Source organism: Corynebacterium sp. Marseille-P3884, assembly GCF_017942225.1.
Classification (GTDB): Bacteria; Actinomycetota; Actinomycetes; order Mycobacteriales; family Mycobacteriaceae; genus Corynebacterium.
The window spans coordinates 107208-121217 of record NZ_JAGKSD010000002.1 but is presented as its reverse complement, the minus strand read 5'-3'; the positions used below and the strand labels follow the sequence as shown (position 1 = coordinate 121217).

12 protein-coding genes are annotated in these 14010 nt (G+C 63.2%); 3 read left to right on the top strand and 9 right to left on the bottom strand.

The window, feature by feature from the left end; translation table 11 throughout:
• The first annotated feature begins 106 nt into the window (after positions 1 to 106).
• Together rpsA and J5Y21_RS01605 are read left to right on the top strand one after the other, a co-directional pair.
• The gene (gene rpsA / locus J5Y21_RS01610; RefSeq protein WP_210572111.1) at positions 107 to 1579 is read left to right on the top strand and encodes a 30S ribosomal protein S1; all 1473 of its coding nucleotides are present in this window, start codon (positions 107 to 109) and stop codon (positions 1577 to 1579) included.
• Positions 1580 to 1755: 176 nt separating this feature from the next.
• Positions 1756 to 2823: an HNH endonuclease signature motif containing protein gene (locus J5Y21_RS01605; RefSeq protein WP_210572110.1), complete on the top strand. Its 1068-nt coding sequence runs from the start codon at positions 1756 to 1758 to the stop codon at positions 2821 to 2823.
• Between the two features lie 46 nt (positions 2824 to 2869).
• Here the strand turns inward: J5Y21_RS01605 and J5Y21_RS01600 are convergent, their stop codons facing one another.
• From J5Y21_RS01600 to J5Y21_RS01585, 4 genes are all read right to left on the bottom strand, one after another.
• Entirely contained in the window at positions 2870 to 3994 is a 1125-nt protein-coding gene (locus tag J5Y21_RS01600; protein WP_210572108.1) for a trimeric intracellular cation channel family protein, read from the bottom strand.
• A gap of 59 nt (positions 3995 to 4053) precedes the next feature.
• Entirely contained in the window at positions 4054 to 4419 is a 366-nt protein-coding gene (locus J5Y21_RS01595; RefSeq protein WP_246874841.1) for a DUF4259 domain-containing protein, read from the bottom strand.
• Between the two features lie 64 nt (positions 4420 to 4483).
• Positions 4484 to 5077 carry a dephospho-CoA kinase gene (gene coaE, locus J5Y21_RS01590; RefSeq protein WP_210572106.1) on the bottom strand — a complete coding sequence of 198 codons (594 nt, stop codon included), beginning with the start codon at positions 5075 to 5077 and terminating at the stop codon, positions 4484 to 4486.
• 2 nt (positions 5078 to 5079) lie between these two features.
• On the bottom strand, positions 5080 to 6816 hold the full coding sequence (locus J5Y21_RS01585; protein ID WP_210572104.1) for a choline/carnitine O-acyltransferase: 1737 nt from the start codon (positions 6814 to 6816) through the stop codon (positions 5080 to 5082).
• Positions 6817 to 7044: 228 nt separating this feature from the next.
• On the opposite strand from J5Y21_RS01585, the gene J5Y21_RS01580 reads away from it, so the two are divergent.
• Positions 7045 to 7551 carry a DUF6301 family protein gene (locus tag J5Y21_RS01580; RefSeq protein WP_210572102.1) on the top strand — a complete coding sequence of 169 codons (507 nt, stop codon included), beginning with the start codon at positions 7045 to 7047 and terminating at the stop codon, positions 7549 to 7551.
• A 190-nt stretch (positions 7552 to 7741) separates the two neighbouring features.
• On the opposite strand, the gene J5Y21_RS01575 is transcribed toward J5Y21_RS01580, so the two are convergent.
• Genes J5Y21_RS01575 through J5Y21_RS01555 form a run of 5 tightly spaced genes read right to left on the bottom strand, consistent with a single transcriptional unit; the run spans position 7742 to position 13900 of the window.
• Positions 7742 to 9469, bottom strand: coding sequence for an ABC transporter ATP-binding protein (locus J5Y21_RS01575; protein WP_210572100.1), 1728 nt, complete (start codon positions 9467 to 9469; stop codon positions 7742 to 7744).
• Complete coding sequence (locus J5Y21_RS01570) at positions 9466 to 10551, bottom strand: ABC transporter permease (protein WP_210572098.1); 1086 nt, start codon at positions 10549 to 10551, stop codon at positions 9466 to 9468. Before J5Y21_RS01570 ends, J5Y21_RS01575 begins: the two co-directional genes overlap by 4 nt.
• Positions 10551 to 11498: an ABC transporter permease gene (locus J5Y21_RS01565; RefSeq protein WP_210572096.1), complete on the bottom strand. Its 948-nt coding sequence runs from the start codon at positions 11496 to 11498 to the stop codon at positions 10551 to 10553. The genes J5Y21_RS01570 and J5Y21_RS01565 overlap by 1 nt, the downstream gene beginning before the upstream one ends.
• Before the next feature lie 3 nt (positions 11499 to 11501).
• Positions 11502 to 13058 carry an ABC transporter substrate-binding protein gene (locus tag J5Y21_RS01560; RefSeq protein ID WP_210572094.1) on the bottom strand — a complete coding sequence of 519 codons (1557 nt, stop codon included), beginning with the start codon at positions 13056 to 13058 and terminating at the stop codon, positions 11502 to 11504.
• A gap of 2 nt (positions 13059 to 13060) precedes the next feature.
• Positions 13061 to 13900 carry a TetR family transcriptional regulator gene (locus J5Y21_RS01555; RefSeq protein ID WP_210572092.1) on the bottom strand — a complete coding sequence of 280 codons (840 nt, stop codon included), beginning with the start codon at positions 13898 to 13900 and terminating at the stop codon, positions 13061 to 13063.
• Positions 13901 to 14010: the final 110 nt, after the last annotated feature.

Sequence of the window (14010 nt, the reverse complement as noted above, 5' to 3'; positions counted from 1 at the left end):
ATCCCAGCTAGTAAGGCCTCTTTTGGGGCGTCGATAAGCTGCTTTTTTCGAGAGATGCGCTCATGTCCAACCGCTATCTCCTATCCATTTCGGAGCAACATAACCTATGCCCACTTCTACTACCCCGCAGGTTGCCATCAACGATATTGGCAGCACTGAGGATTTTCTCGCCGCAGTTGACGCGACCATCAAGTACTTCAACGATGGGGATATCGTCACCGGCACCGTCGTCAAGGTCGACCACGACGAGGTCCTCCTCGACATCGGCTACAAGACCGAAGGCGTCATTCTGACCCGCGAGCTCTCCATCAAGCACGATGTCGACCCCGACGAGGTCGTCGAAATCGGCGATGAGATCGACGCACTTGTCCTGACCAAGGAGGACAAGGAAGGTCGTCTGCTTCTGTCCAAGAAGCGTGCGCAGTACGAGCGTGCCTGGGGCACCATCGAAGAGCTGCAGAAGAACGACCAGCCGGTCACCGGTACGGTCATCGAGGTCGTCAAGGGCGGCCTCATCCTCGACATCGGCCTGCGCGGCTTCCTGCCGGCATCCCTCGTCGAAATGCGTCGCGTCCGCGACCTGGACCCGTACATCGGCCAGGAGCTCGAAGCCAAGATCATCGAGCTGGACAAGCACCGCAACAACGTCGTGCTGTCCCGCCGCGCATACCTCGAAGAGACCCAGTCCGCAGTCCGCTCCGACTTCCTCCACCAGCTGGAGAAGGGGCAGGTCCGCAAGGGTGTCGTTTCCTCTATCGTCAACTTCGGCGCATTCGTCGACCTTGGCGGCGTTGACGGCCTGGTCCACGTGTCCGAGCTGTCCTGGAAGCACATCGACCACCCGTCCGAGGTTGTCACCGTCGGCGACGAGGTCACCGTCGAGGTGCTCGACGTCGATCTCGACCGCGAGCGCGTCTCCCTGTCGCTGAAGGCCACCCAGGAAGATCCGTGGCGTGTCTTCGCCCGCACCCACGCTGTGGGCCAGATCGTCCCGGGCAAGGTCACCAAGCTCGTCCCGTTCGGCGCGTTCGTCCGCGTCGAAGAGGGCATCGAGGGCCTCGTCCACATCTCCGAGCTGGCTCAGCGCCACGTCGAGGTGCCGGACCAGGTTGTCAACGTCGGCGAAGAGGTCATGGTCAAGGTCATCGACATCGATCTCGAGCGTCGTCGCATCTCCCTGTCCCTCAAGCAGGCTGACGAGGACTACTCCGAGGAGTTCGATCCGTCTCGCTACGGCATGGCCGACTCCTACGACGAGCAGGGCAACTACATCTTCCCGGAGGGCTTCGACCCGGAGACCAACGAGTGGATGGAAGGCTACGACGAGGCTCGTCAGGAGTGGGAGGCTCGCTACGCCGAGGCTGCTCGCCTGCACGAGGCTCACACCGCTCAGATCGAGCGTCACCGCGCTGCCGCCGCAGAGGCAGAGGCAGCCGGCGAGGGCGAGACCAACTACAGCTCCACCTCCGGCGAGGCTGCAGCTCCGGCAGCTCCGTCCGCTGGTGAGGCTGAGCAGGGTGGCTCCCTCGCGTCCGACGAGCAGCTCGCAGCTCTGCGCGAGAAGCTCGCAGGCAACTAACGCATAGCATCACAGGCCCGCACTTCACGGTGCGGGTCTTTTTGCATGCTTATCGACGCCTCCTGCCCTGGTTTTGCCCCGTTTTCACGCCCTGTGACCTGCCCGTTTAGGCGATGTCTACTGAAGTAGCCATCGTTTCGTAGACGATAGGTTGCGGGGCGTTTAACGTTTGTGGCATGAACCAATTCGCGGCGCATGTGGGCGCAGGCAATGCCATCGACCTGCTGGGGAGTTTCGACGCCCAGCAGCTTGTCGACGCTGGTGCCAACCCCACCCGCGTTGCCGATTGGAAAGGCGTCTACGAGGTCTACTACGGAAAGACTCGGTTTTCCCGGCAACAGGCTAATGCTGTTCGTGTTGCCCGCCAGACTGCGAAGTCTCTGGATCAATTGGTGCTCATCGAACAACGCGTCCGCCCCCTGGGTACCGAGAAGGAGAAGTGGAAGATCCGCCTGGCGTTGTTGTCGGTGCGCGGGAATTACGAGACGTTGAAACGCCGCGCCAAAGACATCGTCCCCGAACCAGACGCACCAGCACCTGAGTCGGCGGTGCGGTTCGGTAAGGAACGGAAAGGCAAGCGCACTTTTAGTGCTACTGGTGATGCGCGGGATATTGCTGCTCTTGAGTACGCCCTGCGCCAAAAACTCGACGCCACCCGCCCTGAGGGCCCGCAAATGTACGAGGCATTCCACGACCTGCTCCACAAGGATGGGGCTGTCGCTGATGCTGTCCCACGCCCGCTGGTTCAAATCCCGCTGCCGGATTACATCTCAATCCTCGGCGGCCAAGGGGACGACACCATCCTGGGGTTGTCGGATGGCACGACGATGACGGGTGCGGAGTACCTAACCCACCATCACTCCAAGGACTTGGAGGTGGCGTTGTTCCACCCGCAGGTAGGTCCGGTGAACCTGTACAACACGAAGCGGTTCGCTAATAAGAAACAACGCGACCTCGCCCGGGCAACACTGACGACGTGTCCTGTACCGGATTGTCGGCATGCTGCTGATAACTGCGAGGTCCACCACATCGAACCCTGGGTCCGGGGTGGGCCGACGAACATGAGCAACCTGTCGGTGTTGTGCAGGTATCACAACCGCACCAACGACGATGACCCCGACAGGCACAACAGGGGTCGAATACAGGTGCGCGATGGGACACCAACATGGGTTTCACCGCGCGGAACACCAGTACCGAACAGCACACACCAATACGGTGCCATGCACCTACTGTTCGGGACATAGCCGAGGGGCCACCACACCCCACGGCCACTTCCGCACGCCTAAAGGTCTATGAGTCTTTTCGCTTGTAGCGCTCCACGAGGCGTTCGATGAGTTCATCGGTGAGTGCTGGATCGGAGAGGATGATATCCAGCATGTCCGCATGCATTGCCTCGATCTCGGCTGGGTCAGGCTCGGTGTTGTCGGCATCGTAGGAGTCACCCTCGATGTCGACGCCGATGCCTTCGAAGATGTTCTCTTCCTCTGCCGGGATTTCCACGCCGGCCTCGGCGAGAGTCTCAGAATCGATGACAGGGAACTGGGTAGTGAACTCGGTGAGAAACTCGTCTGCATCGTTCCGAGCCTCTGCCGGCCGCTTGCCTTTGCGGATCTCAGCTTCAATGCGGCGTTGGAGGGCTTTTTCCATCTGGCGGTGTCGCCAGGCACGCAAGCCTTTCGGTTCTAGTTCTCTAGCCACCGCGCGGGAGCGGTTCTCGGCCTTTCGAGCTAGAGAGACGACCTGAGTAGCGGTCGCGTTGACAGTGGCGTTCACAGGTGCGAAGTCCGGGTCCTGGCTGACTCGCCAGTTTCCGTAATAGCCGAAGAGGAACAACGCGAAGCTGGTGACCGGGCCCAGCACCATGGACAGGGCGAGGTGCCCGGTCGAGTTGCCAATCAGGACGGTCACAGCGCATGCGACCGCCGGAAGCACGGTCGGCTGGTTGCCGCCGAAGACGCTAGGTTCACGGCCCGTCACGACGTCGCGGATCATGCTGCCGCCGGTAGCAGTGAACACGCCCATCATGATGGTGGGCAGAACGGGCAAGCCGTAATGGATCGCCTTGTATGCTCCGGTGGCCGCCCACAGGGCAGAAACGATGGCGTCGCCGTGAGACTGGAGAAACTCCCACGCTTTGCCCTTGAAATAGACGAAGCGGGCGATCAGCGCGCCGGTGAACGCCAGAATCAGATACTCGGGCTTGGTCATTGCCGCCACGGAGCTCTGGTTGATGAGGACGTCGCGGATCATGCCCCCTCCAAGCGCCGAGAGCATGGCGATGAACAAGAACCCGACGATGTCATAGCCGCGCTGACGTGCGAGTGTGCCGCCGATGATGCCCATCAGCAGCACACCGGAGACATCCATCCATTCGTATATCGAGCTGATGAGCGGGTCGACTTGGTCCACTGGCATAAGTGGCAAGTCTAAAGGTGTCCTGGGAAGAAAGCAGGTTGGCGCTCAGCGGGGGCGGTTCAGGCGACGTATTTCTTGGTTTCGGCCAGCCAATTGTCGAGTTCGCCGGCGTCTTCCCACAGGTCGTAGAGCTCGGAATTGCCGGGGCGGAGGGCCTGGTTGGCGCGGCGGCGGATCCAGCGGCGGTCGTCGAGGGTGAACGGGAAACGAAGCGCTGGCGCGAGAGCTTCGGAGGGGACGTGCCCGTTCAGAACGGCTGCTAAAGCGATGACGGATTCGGCTTCATCGGTGCCCAGTGGGCCGCGGCCGCAGTCGAAGCGGAACTGGTCCATGCTGAAGGAGCCGTCGGCAAGCGCTGCGACGGCGTCCACTGCGGGGTCGTTGTCGAACGGCCCGATGTCCCACGTTCCCATGGCGAGTGACATTAGAACGAGGAGATGAATGGGACGTAGCGTGGCTCTGAACGTTATCCGACTAATGGGCGAAACTTCAGGCCTTAAGGCGCGCAATCAGCTCATCGACCTGCGGTCTGAGCGCGTCGATAGCGCCGTTATTGTCGATGATGACATCGGCTGCGGCCTTGCGCGTGGCATCGTCGATTTGCTGCGCGATGCGCGCGCGGGCATCGGCTTCATCGAGGCCGCGCGAGCTTACGAGACGACGGACGCGCTCGTCGGCGTCCACGTCCACGACGACGGTGAAGTCCATGTCGCGGTGCATGCCGATGTCGACGAGCAGCGGCATGTCGTACACGACCGCAGGTTCGCCGTCAGCTTCCGCGTCGGCGAATCGACGCTCGGACTCCGCGCGGATCGCCGGGTGGGTGATCGAGTTCAGCTTCTCAGTAGCACGCTTATCGACGAACGCCCTTCCCGCCAATTTCCCCCTATCCAACGTTCCGTCTTCCCTGATCACATCGGCCCCGAACGCATCAGCCACGTCGTCGAGGACAGGTGAGCCCGGCTCCATAATGTCTCGGGCAATTTGGTCGGCGTCGACAACTTCGAAACCGGCTTCCGCCAGTAGCTTCGCCACCGTCGATTTGCCGCTACCGATCCCGCCGGTGAGTCCAATCTTCTTCATTGTCAGCTCAACTCCTCGCAAAACTCCCAGAACAGAGCAGCTGCTTTGCCGAGATTCGCGCGGAATTTCTCGGGTTGCTCAGTGGAGGTGGTGTTCCAGGAAATACAGAACTCGGTGTCTTCGGGAAGTGGGGTGTAGGAGATACCGAAGCCTTCCGGAAGCGTCGGCGCGAAGCAGTAGCGCACGACTTGATTCGCGCCTCCGATGGAGGTGGTGGACAGGAAATCTCGGCGTGCTGCGGTCGCCGCGCGGTCCGTGAAGAACGGATCAGAAGAGCCAGGGTCGTCGATGGTGGCCATCATCTGGATATGCCGGTCGACACCGTTGCCGGACTTGCAGCGCTTCACCCAAGCGCGGTGGGCGTCGAGGGCGGAGCGGAGGTCGCCGGGGGAGGCGGTGCCGTCGATAAGCTTTTCTGCGAAAGCGACCGCTTCGGGCGTGGCGGCGCGCAGACATTCGGTGCGCCCGGCGCGGAACTCGCGCATGTCGACGGCTTCGTACACCGCGCGGACGTGCCCGTAGGTGAGCTCTTGCGCGATGGTCATAGTGAGCTGGGCCGACGCGTCGCGGCTGAGCTTGAACGGCAGGTCCTCCGGAATGTCGTGCGGAACGGTGACGATGTCCGTGCGGAGGGTGCCAGCCTGCGCCTTGAAGGTCTCCAGGTGGGTCGTGATCTGCTGCGTCGTCGTGTCGTCGAGCTCCCAGAGCAGCTCCTCAGGCTCTGCCTTGACGGACGCTCCTGCGGGAAGCTCGGCGTCCTGCATGCGCGTGACAGCGGTGACCAGCGTCGCGCCGTCCTGGCACGAGTGCTCGACGTGGACGGTGACCCAATCGCTGTCGAGGTCGACGAGATAGCTCAGTGGCTTGTACACCCATGCGCCGCGCGGGGCGAACGTGGCTTCGCGGATGCGCTCGGCGTCGCTCGACGTTGCGGATCCGTTCGACTGCAGCTCGACCGTGAAAAGCATGTCGGTGAGGCGCTGGTAGGTCGCGCGGTTATCACCCTTCTCGAGGATCGCCGGCAGCAGGTCCGCGAGGACACCGGAACCGAGCAGGGACGGTGCGTTGAAATCGAGGGCTGCAGCTTCGTGTGTGCGGACTTTTTCGAGGCTAGCGCGAAGAGCAGCGGCAGAGACTACGACACCGTCGGCGTCGCTGACGGGGAGAGCGAACAGACGCCCGTCGACAAATACGCCGATCTCGCGGTTCGCAGCGCCCAATTGCGTAGCGACGACCGCGTCTTCCCCTTCTTCCGGCTGCCTGATTCCTCCTGCGTAGACGAACCACTGGTTCATGGTGATGCGGTTGCCGCGGCTGTCGACATCCTCTGGAGTGTCGCCCGACGCAGCCGCGAGGTGCACGGTCGCGGCGCGGCGAATGATATCGACGGCACGGTCGAGACCGCTCATGTCATCCGCGCCCGGGAAGGCCAGTTGGAAACCGACATTCGACGCCAGAGTGAGGGGGGAGCGGGTGGTGAGGTAGGAGGAATACCATTCGTCGTCAAGCCAATTGGTGCCCGCTGCTTCGCGCTCGGCGGCGCGCTCGCGCAGCTGTGCGTCGAGGCGCGGACCGGCGCCTGTGCGGAACGACTCGACAACCGCGCGGGCGTGCTCGAGTTCGCTGCCGTGGAGCACCGCTTCGAGCGCGTGGCTGTACGCGTTGAGGGTCTCATCGAGCGGGGGAACCGGCAACGGTTTGAGATCAGTCGTTGCGGGGTGGGGGATGGGGGGTGCCACGGCGTTATCCTCCTGTTTTCGCCTGCGGATATACACTTCCCACCCTACCCAGCGGGCGACGGGATATTCGCGAGCAAGCTGCGCGTGTATTCGTGCGTCCTTGCGGTGTTCGAGGGCGTGGTCGCGTCTCGAATGTGCGATCTTGCCTTTGCGGACTGGTCCTGGACAGGGTACTTTCGATCAAGCCTGCAAATCGATATCCCAGGCTGATTGAGGTAGGGAAGAGCAATGACAACTCTCAACACCGTTGCCAAAGAACAACTTTGCCCTTTGGTCACGCTCTTGCGGGACGCGTCAAAGCCGATTCCATTCGAGGAATTCCCGGCCCTGTACGAGCAACTCAACTGGGAGAAGAATCGTAGGCGCGGTGGATTCACCAACTACGACATCAATTTGCCACTAGCGGCCGTGAACGAGATGCGCGGTGAGCTTTCGCGCTTCAATGCGCGTGTCTCTGACACGATCAAAGAGCGAGGTGCCGCGACCCAGGCTGCGGTACGCGCGGCCTTCCCCGAAGTAAAACAGAGCATTACCGAATGCATCGGCTTTGCACCGACGGGAACTCCGCTGTACGAGGAGGGCGCCGATTGGGACCTGGATGATGGCAGCGTTATCCGGCTGGCGGTGGGAGAAAATGTGCTTGAGTTCATGTTCATGTCGAAAATGATTGCCGATCTGGAACGCTACGAGCGCCGTACCGGGGATCGACCTCGACCGTCCGATGGACGAGATTGACACGTAGACCAGGCCGCCTCATGTAGCCGCCGCGGTCGTTGAACTTGCGCTGGAGATCCTTGATCTATTCGCTGCGCTCGCGGTCGTCGACAATGCCGCGGGTGGCCTCGACGCATTGCGGGGTGTGTGCCACGGCGTTGTCCTCCGCCTGCGGATATACACACCCCGCATTACCCACGGGGCCCGGCGGCTAGAGCGACGGGATATTCGCGAGCAAGCTTCGCGTGTACTCGTGCTGCGGGTTGTCGAGGACGTCGTCGACCGGCCCGTCGTCGACGATGACGCCCTTGTTGAGCACAGCCACACGCGTCGCGATATGGCGGGCGAGCGCGATATTGTGCGTGACGAACAGCAGCGACAGACCGCGCTCGTAGCGGAGCTCGGCGAGCAGCCGCAGGATCGACGCCTGGACCGACACGTCGAGCGCTGAGGTGATCTCGTCGCACACCAGGACCGACGGGGCGTTGACGAGGGCGCGGCCGATTGCGGCGCGCTGGCGTTCGCCGCCCGACAAATCGCCCGGGCGCCGGTCGTAGAAACTCCGGTCCAGCTGCACAGCTTCGAGGGTTTCCTCGACGATGTCGCGCTGCTCATCGCGGGACAGCTCGCCCGCCATGACGAGCGGGACGCTCATCGATTCGCCGATCGTGCGCCGCGGATTCAGCGACGAGAACGGCGACTGGAAGATGTACTGCACGTCCTTGCGGTGCTCGAGGGTGCGGTCGCGGCTCGAATGCGCGAGTTCTTTGCCGCGCAGCAGCACGTCGCCGGTGTAGCCGGGGTTGAGTCCGGCGATCGAGCGCGCGAGAGTGGTCTTGCCGGAGCCGGATTCACCGAGCAGCAGCGTGGATTCGCCGGCCTCGATGGCGAGGTCGATGCCGTGCAGCACCTTGTTGTCGCCGTACGCCATTTCGAGGTCGCGGACTTGGAGGAGCGGGGTGTCAGCGGATGCCTCGGGGTCGCCGTGGACTTCGGCCCAGGAGTTGTCCCAACGGTCGTTGCCCGCGATGTCCTTGTCGCCCTCCAAGTCGGGGATCGCGCCGAGCAGTTTGCGGGTGTAGGCGTGCTTCGGGTTGTAGAGGACTGCGTTGTAGGGGCCTTCCTCGACGATATCGCCGCGAAGCATCACGATGACGCGGTCGACGAGCTCGCCGACGACAGCCAGGTCGTGGGTGATGTAGAGCGAGGCGACGTCGTTCTTCATCGTCATGGTGCGGATCGTTTTCAGGACATGGTTCTGGGTGGTCACGTCGAGGCCGGTGGTCGGTTCGTCGAGAATCAACACATCGGGGTACATGGCGAATGCCATGGCGATGCCCACGCGCTGCTGCTGCCCGCCCGAGAGCTGGTGCGGCCAGCGCGCCAGGTACTCGTCGGTGTCGGGCAGATCGACGTCGCGCATGACTTCGCGGACGCGTTCGGCGCGCTCAGACGAGTTGGAACCGTAGTTGTGGATGTCGAGAACTTCGCGGATCTGGTCGCCGACGCGCATCGCCGGGTTGAGGCTGAGAGCCGGGTCCTGCGGGATGTATGCGACGCGGGTGCCGCGCATCTCGCGGACCACGTCCTCGCTCAGGGAGAGGACGTCGGTGGTCTTCCCGTCGCGGGAATGCAGGGTGACGGTGCCGTCGGTGATCCTCAAACCGGTGCGGACATGGCCCAAAGCAGCGAGGCCCGCGGTGGTCTTGCCGGAGCCGGATTCGCCGACCAGGCCGACGATTTCGCCCCGGTACAGGTCGATGTCGACGCCGTGGAGGATCTCGGTGCCGCTGTACGTCGCCAGGCGGAGATCGCGGATGCGCAGAACGAGGGTGTCGTCGTTACGCACGGGAGGCACGTACTCGCTTTGGCGGCCTGTCGACGCCCATAGCGACTCCTTCTTCGGCCCCTTGCCATCCGCATTAATCGAGGTGGTCATGCGTTCTCCTTCGGGGCAGCCTTGGTGGTTCGGCTGCGGGTGTCTTCATTGATGATGGGCTGAACCTTGTCGTGGCGCTCGCTCGGGGTCGTTTCGCCGGTGCGTTTGACGGGGGTGGCGGTGGAGGCGGTGGCGCGGGCAGTGGCGTCGGCAAGCATGTTCGTGCCGATGGTCAAGATCGCGATGGCGATGACCGGCAGGACCACGCCCCACGGCTGAATGGACAGGGCGATGCGGTTCTCATTGATCATGAGGCCCCAGTCCGCGGCAGGCGGCTGGATGCCGAGGCCCAGGAAGGACAGGGAGGCGATCGAACCGATGGAGTACGTCAAGCGCAGACCTGCCTCGACGGACAGCGGGCCGGTGATATTCGGCAGGATTTCCTGGGTGAGGATCTTCCAATGCGGCACCGAGTACATCTGGGCGGCGCGGATGTAGTCCTCGTTGGTGACCGACTGCGTTGCCGAGCGAGCCACGCGGGCGATACGCGGCGCATGGGTCAACCCGATCACGAGCACCAGGACAGTGGCGGACGGCCCGAAAATCACGATCGCCAGCATGGCGAAGATCAGCTGCGGGAATGCCAGCAAGACGTCGTTGATGCGCATGATTACAGCGTCGGTCACGCCGCCTGTGTAGCCGGCGATCATGCCGAGGACCGTGCCCACGACCATGCCCAGCACCGTCGCCAGGAAAGCCGTGATGAGCAGAATCAGGCCGCCGCCGACAAAGCGTGAGGCGACGGAACGCCCGAGGTTGTCGGTGCCGAAGACCCCGTCAGACACAAAAGGCAGGCCCAAGAACTCGGTGGTGGAGTAGCCGGTGAGCTGTTCGGCGAAGAAGTAGCCGACGAGCGTGACGAGGAGCACTGCGCCAGTAAGCACCATGCCGACCTTGCCCTCCGGCTGTGCCCAGATGCGCTTGAGCAGCGGGTCAGGTTTGGACAGGGAGGCTTTGAGCTCGTCGCCCGTGCGAACGTCGGTGGCAGCGGGTTCGGTCGCCGCTGCCTTATCAGCTCGCAGCGTTTCCGTTGGCTCGAGCGACTCTACGGACTCGGAGCCAGGGTTGTGTGGCTGGGTCATTAGTTGCTCCTTAGCTTCGGGTTGGCCATGATGCCGATGACGTCGGCAAGCAGGTTGACCACGACGTAGACGGCGGCGATGAGGAGGGTGACTGCCTGGACAACTTGGACGTCGCGGTAGTTGACGGCGTCGATCATGGCGACGCCGAGGCCCGGGTAGCGGAACAAGTACTCGACGACGACGATGCCGCCGGCAAGCCATGCGAGCTGGATCGCGACGACCTGTGCGATGGGGCCAATGGCGTGGGGGAGTGCGTGGCGGAAAATGACGCGCCGCTCAGGCACGCCTTTGAGGCGGGCCATTTCGACGTAGCCGGAGTCGAGGGTCTCGATCATCGTGGCGCGGGTCATGCGCGCAATATATGGACTGACGACGAGCGCCAAGGTCAGCGTCGGCAAAACGAGCTGCGACGGATACGACCACACCGACGCGCCCGGTTGCGACATCGTCACAGCCGGCAGGGCCTGGAAGACCGAGGTCGCGAACACGGTGACGAGCAAGATACCGATGACGAACTCCGGCATCGCAGCGAGGATCAGCGTGACCCACGTGATGGCGCGGTCGCGTCGGAACCCGCGCCACCAGGCGGCGTAGATGCCCACGAGAATGCCGAGCGGGATCGCGACGAGGGCAGCCAGCACCATTAGCACTAAGGAGTTGACCAGGGGCTCACCGAGGAGTTCGGAGACTGGTCCGCCAGTGGTGGTGGATGTGCCGAAGTTGCCGGTCAGCACTCCGCCGAGCCATAGGAAGTAGCGCTCGACGGGGTTTTTGTCCAGGTTCATTTCGGCTTCCAGCGCGGCGATGCGCTCCGGTGTGGCCTGTTGACCCAGGATGGCGCGGGCGGGGTCGCCTGGCAGAAGCAGCGTGGCGCAGAAAATGATCACCGACACTGCGAGAAGGATGAAGATGCTCAAGCCGAGTCGGCGAGCGATGAGTTTGCCCATTGTCTATGCCTCCGCAATCCACATGTCGTAGAACAACGCCTGGGACAACGCCACGCCACTTGTGTGGGGTCGCGCTCCGACCACGTAGTTGTGGTACGCATCCACCTGGTTGGGAAAGCCCCAGATGATGTAGCCGCCGCGGTCGTAGAACTCGCGCTGGAGCTCCTTGATCTCTTTGCCGCGCTCGCGGTCGTCGACAATGCCGCGGGCGGCTTCGACGCGGGCAGTGAACTCGTCGTCGACCCAGTGCGTTTCGTTGAACGGCGCTTCCTCGGTCGCGCAGCGGTTGACCTGCTCGAGGAAGTTGCGTGTGTAGTAGAAGGTCTGGGAGAAGGGGTAGGACAGGTAGTTGCCGTCGGCCCAGAAGGTGGTGGAGTCGACTTGGTCGATCTTCACGCGGATGCCGGCGTCGCGCACCTGCTCCGTGAATACCTGCGCGGCGCGGACAGCACCGGAGGCGATCTCAGAGGTGGCGAGGGTGACGTCGATGCCGTCGGGGTAGCCGGCGTCGGCAAGCAATTTCTTTGCTTCTTCGATGTTTTGCTCGCGCTGGGGGAATTCGTGCGGGTACGCGGGGTCGTAGAGCGCGAACATGTCGTTGCCGACCTGACCTTCGCCGGAGAAGACTTGGTCGACCAAGCCCGGACGCGCGCACGCGAGGCGCATGGCCTGGCGGACGCGTTCGTCGTCGAAAGGCTCATGGTCGACGCGCATGGTGAAGGGGAGCCACATGCCTGATTCGGAGCTGACGACGTGCATGCGCGGGTCCGCTTCGATGACACGGACAAGCGCGTGGTTGAGCGCGCCGATGCCGTCGACCTGCGATGACAGGAGCGCGTTGAGCATCGCGTCTTCCTGGTAGAAGTCGACGACCTCGACGCGATCCAGGTTGGCGGGGCCGAGGTAGTAGTGCTCGTTGCGCTCCATGATGGTCTCGCGGCCAGCGGAGAAATTGACCAGCTTGAAAGGGCCGGCACCGATCGGGTTCTCCGGATCGTAGTCTTCAGGGACGATGCCCATCTGGTACTCGGCGAGCGCCTCCGTCAAGGTCGCATCGGGGCGCGATAGGGAGATCGTCAGCGTGCGGTCGTCGACGACGTTCATCGCCTCGATGTGCGCGATGGAGCCCGCGCCGTTCTTCGGGTCGTCCGGGTCGGCGACGCGTTCGTAGGTGGCAATCACATCCTCAGGGCGCACCGGTCGGCCGTCGGAGAATTTCACGCCCTCACGCAGCCGGATGGTCCACTCGGTCGCGTCTTCATTCGGCTCGAGGCTCTCGGCGAGGCGGTTTTCCAGCTCGTATTCGTAGCCGCGGCGAACGAGGGGCTCGTACAGATTGACCACACGTGCGGCGTCGCTGGCACTGGCGGGAATGTGCGCGTCTACGGTGTCGGCGGTAGAGCCGCCCACGAGTCCGACGCGCAGCGTGCCGCCTTTGCGCGGCGGGCCCGACGTGTCGATGTTTTCAGTCGGCAGCGTCGGCGAGCACGCCGCGAACGCGGTCGCTGATCCTGCCACCGCCGCGGCGCCGAGCAACTGCCGGCGCGAAAGTTCAACCATGTCTATGCGTTCTCCTTCACAGAGACAGCAGGCGCTGTCATCCACGTATTCAGATAGTCCGTCACTGCGGCTGCGGCGTCGCTGGCGGACAAGGCACCGGTGAGCATGCGCACACCGAGTCCGTCGATCATCGCCGTGACTGCGCCCAACATCTCGTCGGGCTCGTCGACGGCGAATTGGCCGGACGCCATGCCCTCGAGCACGATGGCGCGCAGTTGCTCGTCCCAGCGGCTGTACGCCAGGGCGGTCGCTTTTTTCGCGTCGTCGAACATCGGTGACGATGCCCAAAATTGCGCCCACGTCGTCCACTCGCGGGTGGCTTCCGCCGAACCGTCGAGCTGGATTTGCGCGAAGCGCACGAGACGCTGGGCAGGATCGCTTATCGACGCCACCCCTGCCCTCCTTTCTGCCGCCTGCTCCGAGCAGAGATCGAGAGTGGCGAGGAAGACATCATTCTTGGAGCGGAAGTAGTAGTGCACAGCGGAGCTGGACACTCCTGCCTCCCGCGCAATGTCAGCGACCTTGACCGCCTGGTAGCCGTTCGCGGCGAACAGCGGCCATGCGGCTGCGGCAATGGCGCGGCGACGGGCAGCCCACTCGGCCTCACGCGAGTGAGCAGCCGAGTCGTGATCGGAGTGAGACAGCGGCTTCAGGCTGTCCACGGTGACACCGGTGATCTCCGCCAAGCGCTCCAGTTCGGCGTCGTTGAAGCGCCGTACCCCTGAGAGCGACTTGGAGAGCTTGCTGGCGTCGATCCCCAAATATGAAGCCACATCCGCGTGCCGTAGTCCCGCCGCCGTGATGGCGGCGCGAGCTGCGGTGTGCGAATGTCGGAGGACCATACACACAACCTTAAGTGCAGCTGAAAGTAAGTCGCAACATTTTGACTGGGGGACGAAGGGCGTCGCAACTGGCGCGGGGCGTCGATAAGCGAAAAGCGAAACTGACCTAG

Excerpts from the sequence above, each read along its gene's own strand:
- rpsA (WP_210572111.1), top strand. The coding sequence starts at position 107 with ATGCCCACTTCTACTACCCCGCAGGTTGCCATCAACGATATTGGCAGC.
- J5Y21_RS01605 (WP_210572110.1), top strand. The coding sequence starts at position 1,756 with ATGAACCAATTCGCGGCGCATGTGGGCGCAGGCAATGCCATCGACCTG.
- J5Y21_RS01600 (WP_210572108.1), bottom strand. The coding sequence starts at position 3,994 with ATGCCAGTGGACCAAGTCGACCCGCTCATCAGCTCGATATACGAATGG.
- J5Y21_RS01595 (WP_246874841.1), bottom strand. The coding sequence starts at position 4,419 with ATGTCACTCGCCATGGGAACGTGGGACATCGGGCCGTTCGACAACGAC.
- coaE (WP_210572106.1), bottom strand. The coding sequence starts at position 5,077 with ATGAAGAAGATTGGACTCACCGGCGGGATCGGTAGCGGCAAATCGACG.
- J5Y21_RS01580 (WP_210572102.1), top strand. The coding sequence starts at position 7,045 with ATGACAACTCTCAACACCGTTGCCAAAGAACAACTTTGCCCTTTGGTC.
- J5Y21_RS01575 (WP_210572100.1), bottom strand. The coding sequence starts at position 9,469 with ATGACCACCTCGATTAATGCGGATGGCAAGGGGCCGAAGAAGGAGTCG.
- J5Y21_RS01570 (WP_210572098.1), bottom strand. The coding sequence starts at position 10,551 with ATGACCCAGCCACACAACCCTGGCTCCGAGTCCGTAGAGTCGCTCGAG.
- J5Y21_RS01565 (WP_210572096.1), bottom strand. The coding sequence starts at position 11,498 with ATGGGCAAACTCATCGCTCGCCGACTCGGCTTGAGCATCTTCATCCTT.
- J5Y21_RS01560 (WP_210572094.1), bottom strand. The coding sequence starts at position 13,058 with ATGGTTGAACTTTCGCGCCGGCAGTTGCTCGGCGCCGCGGCGGTGGCA.
- J5Y21_RS01555 (WP_210572092.1), bottom strand. The coding sequence starts at position 13,900 with ATGGTCCTCCGACATTCGCACACCGCAGCTCGCGCCGCCATCACGGCG.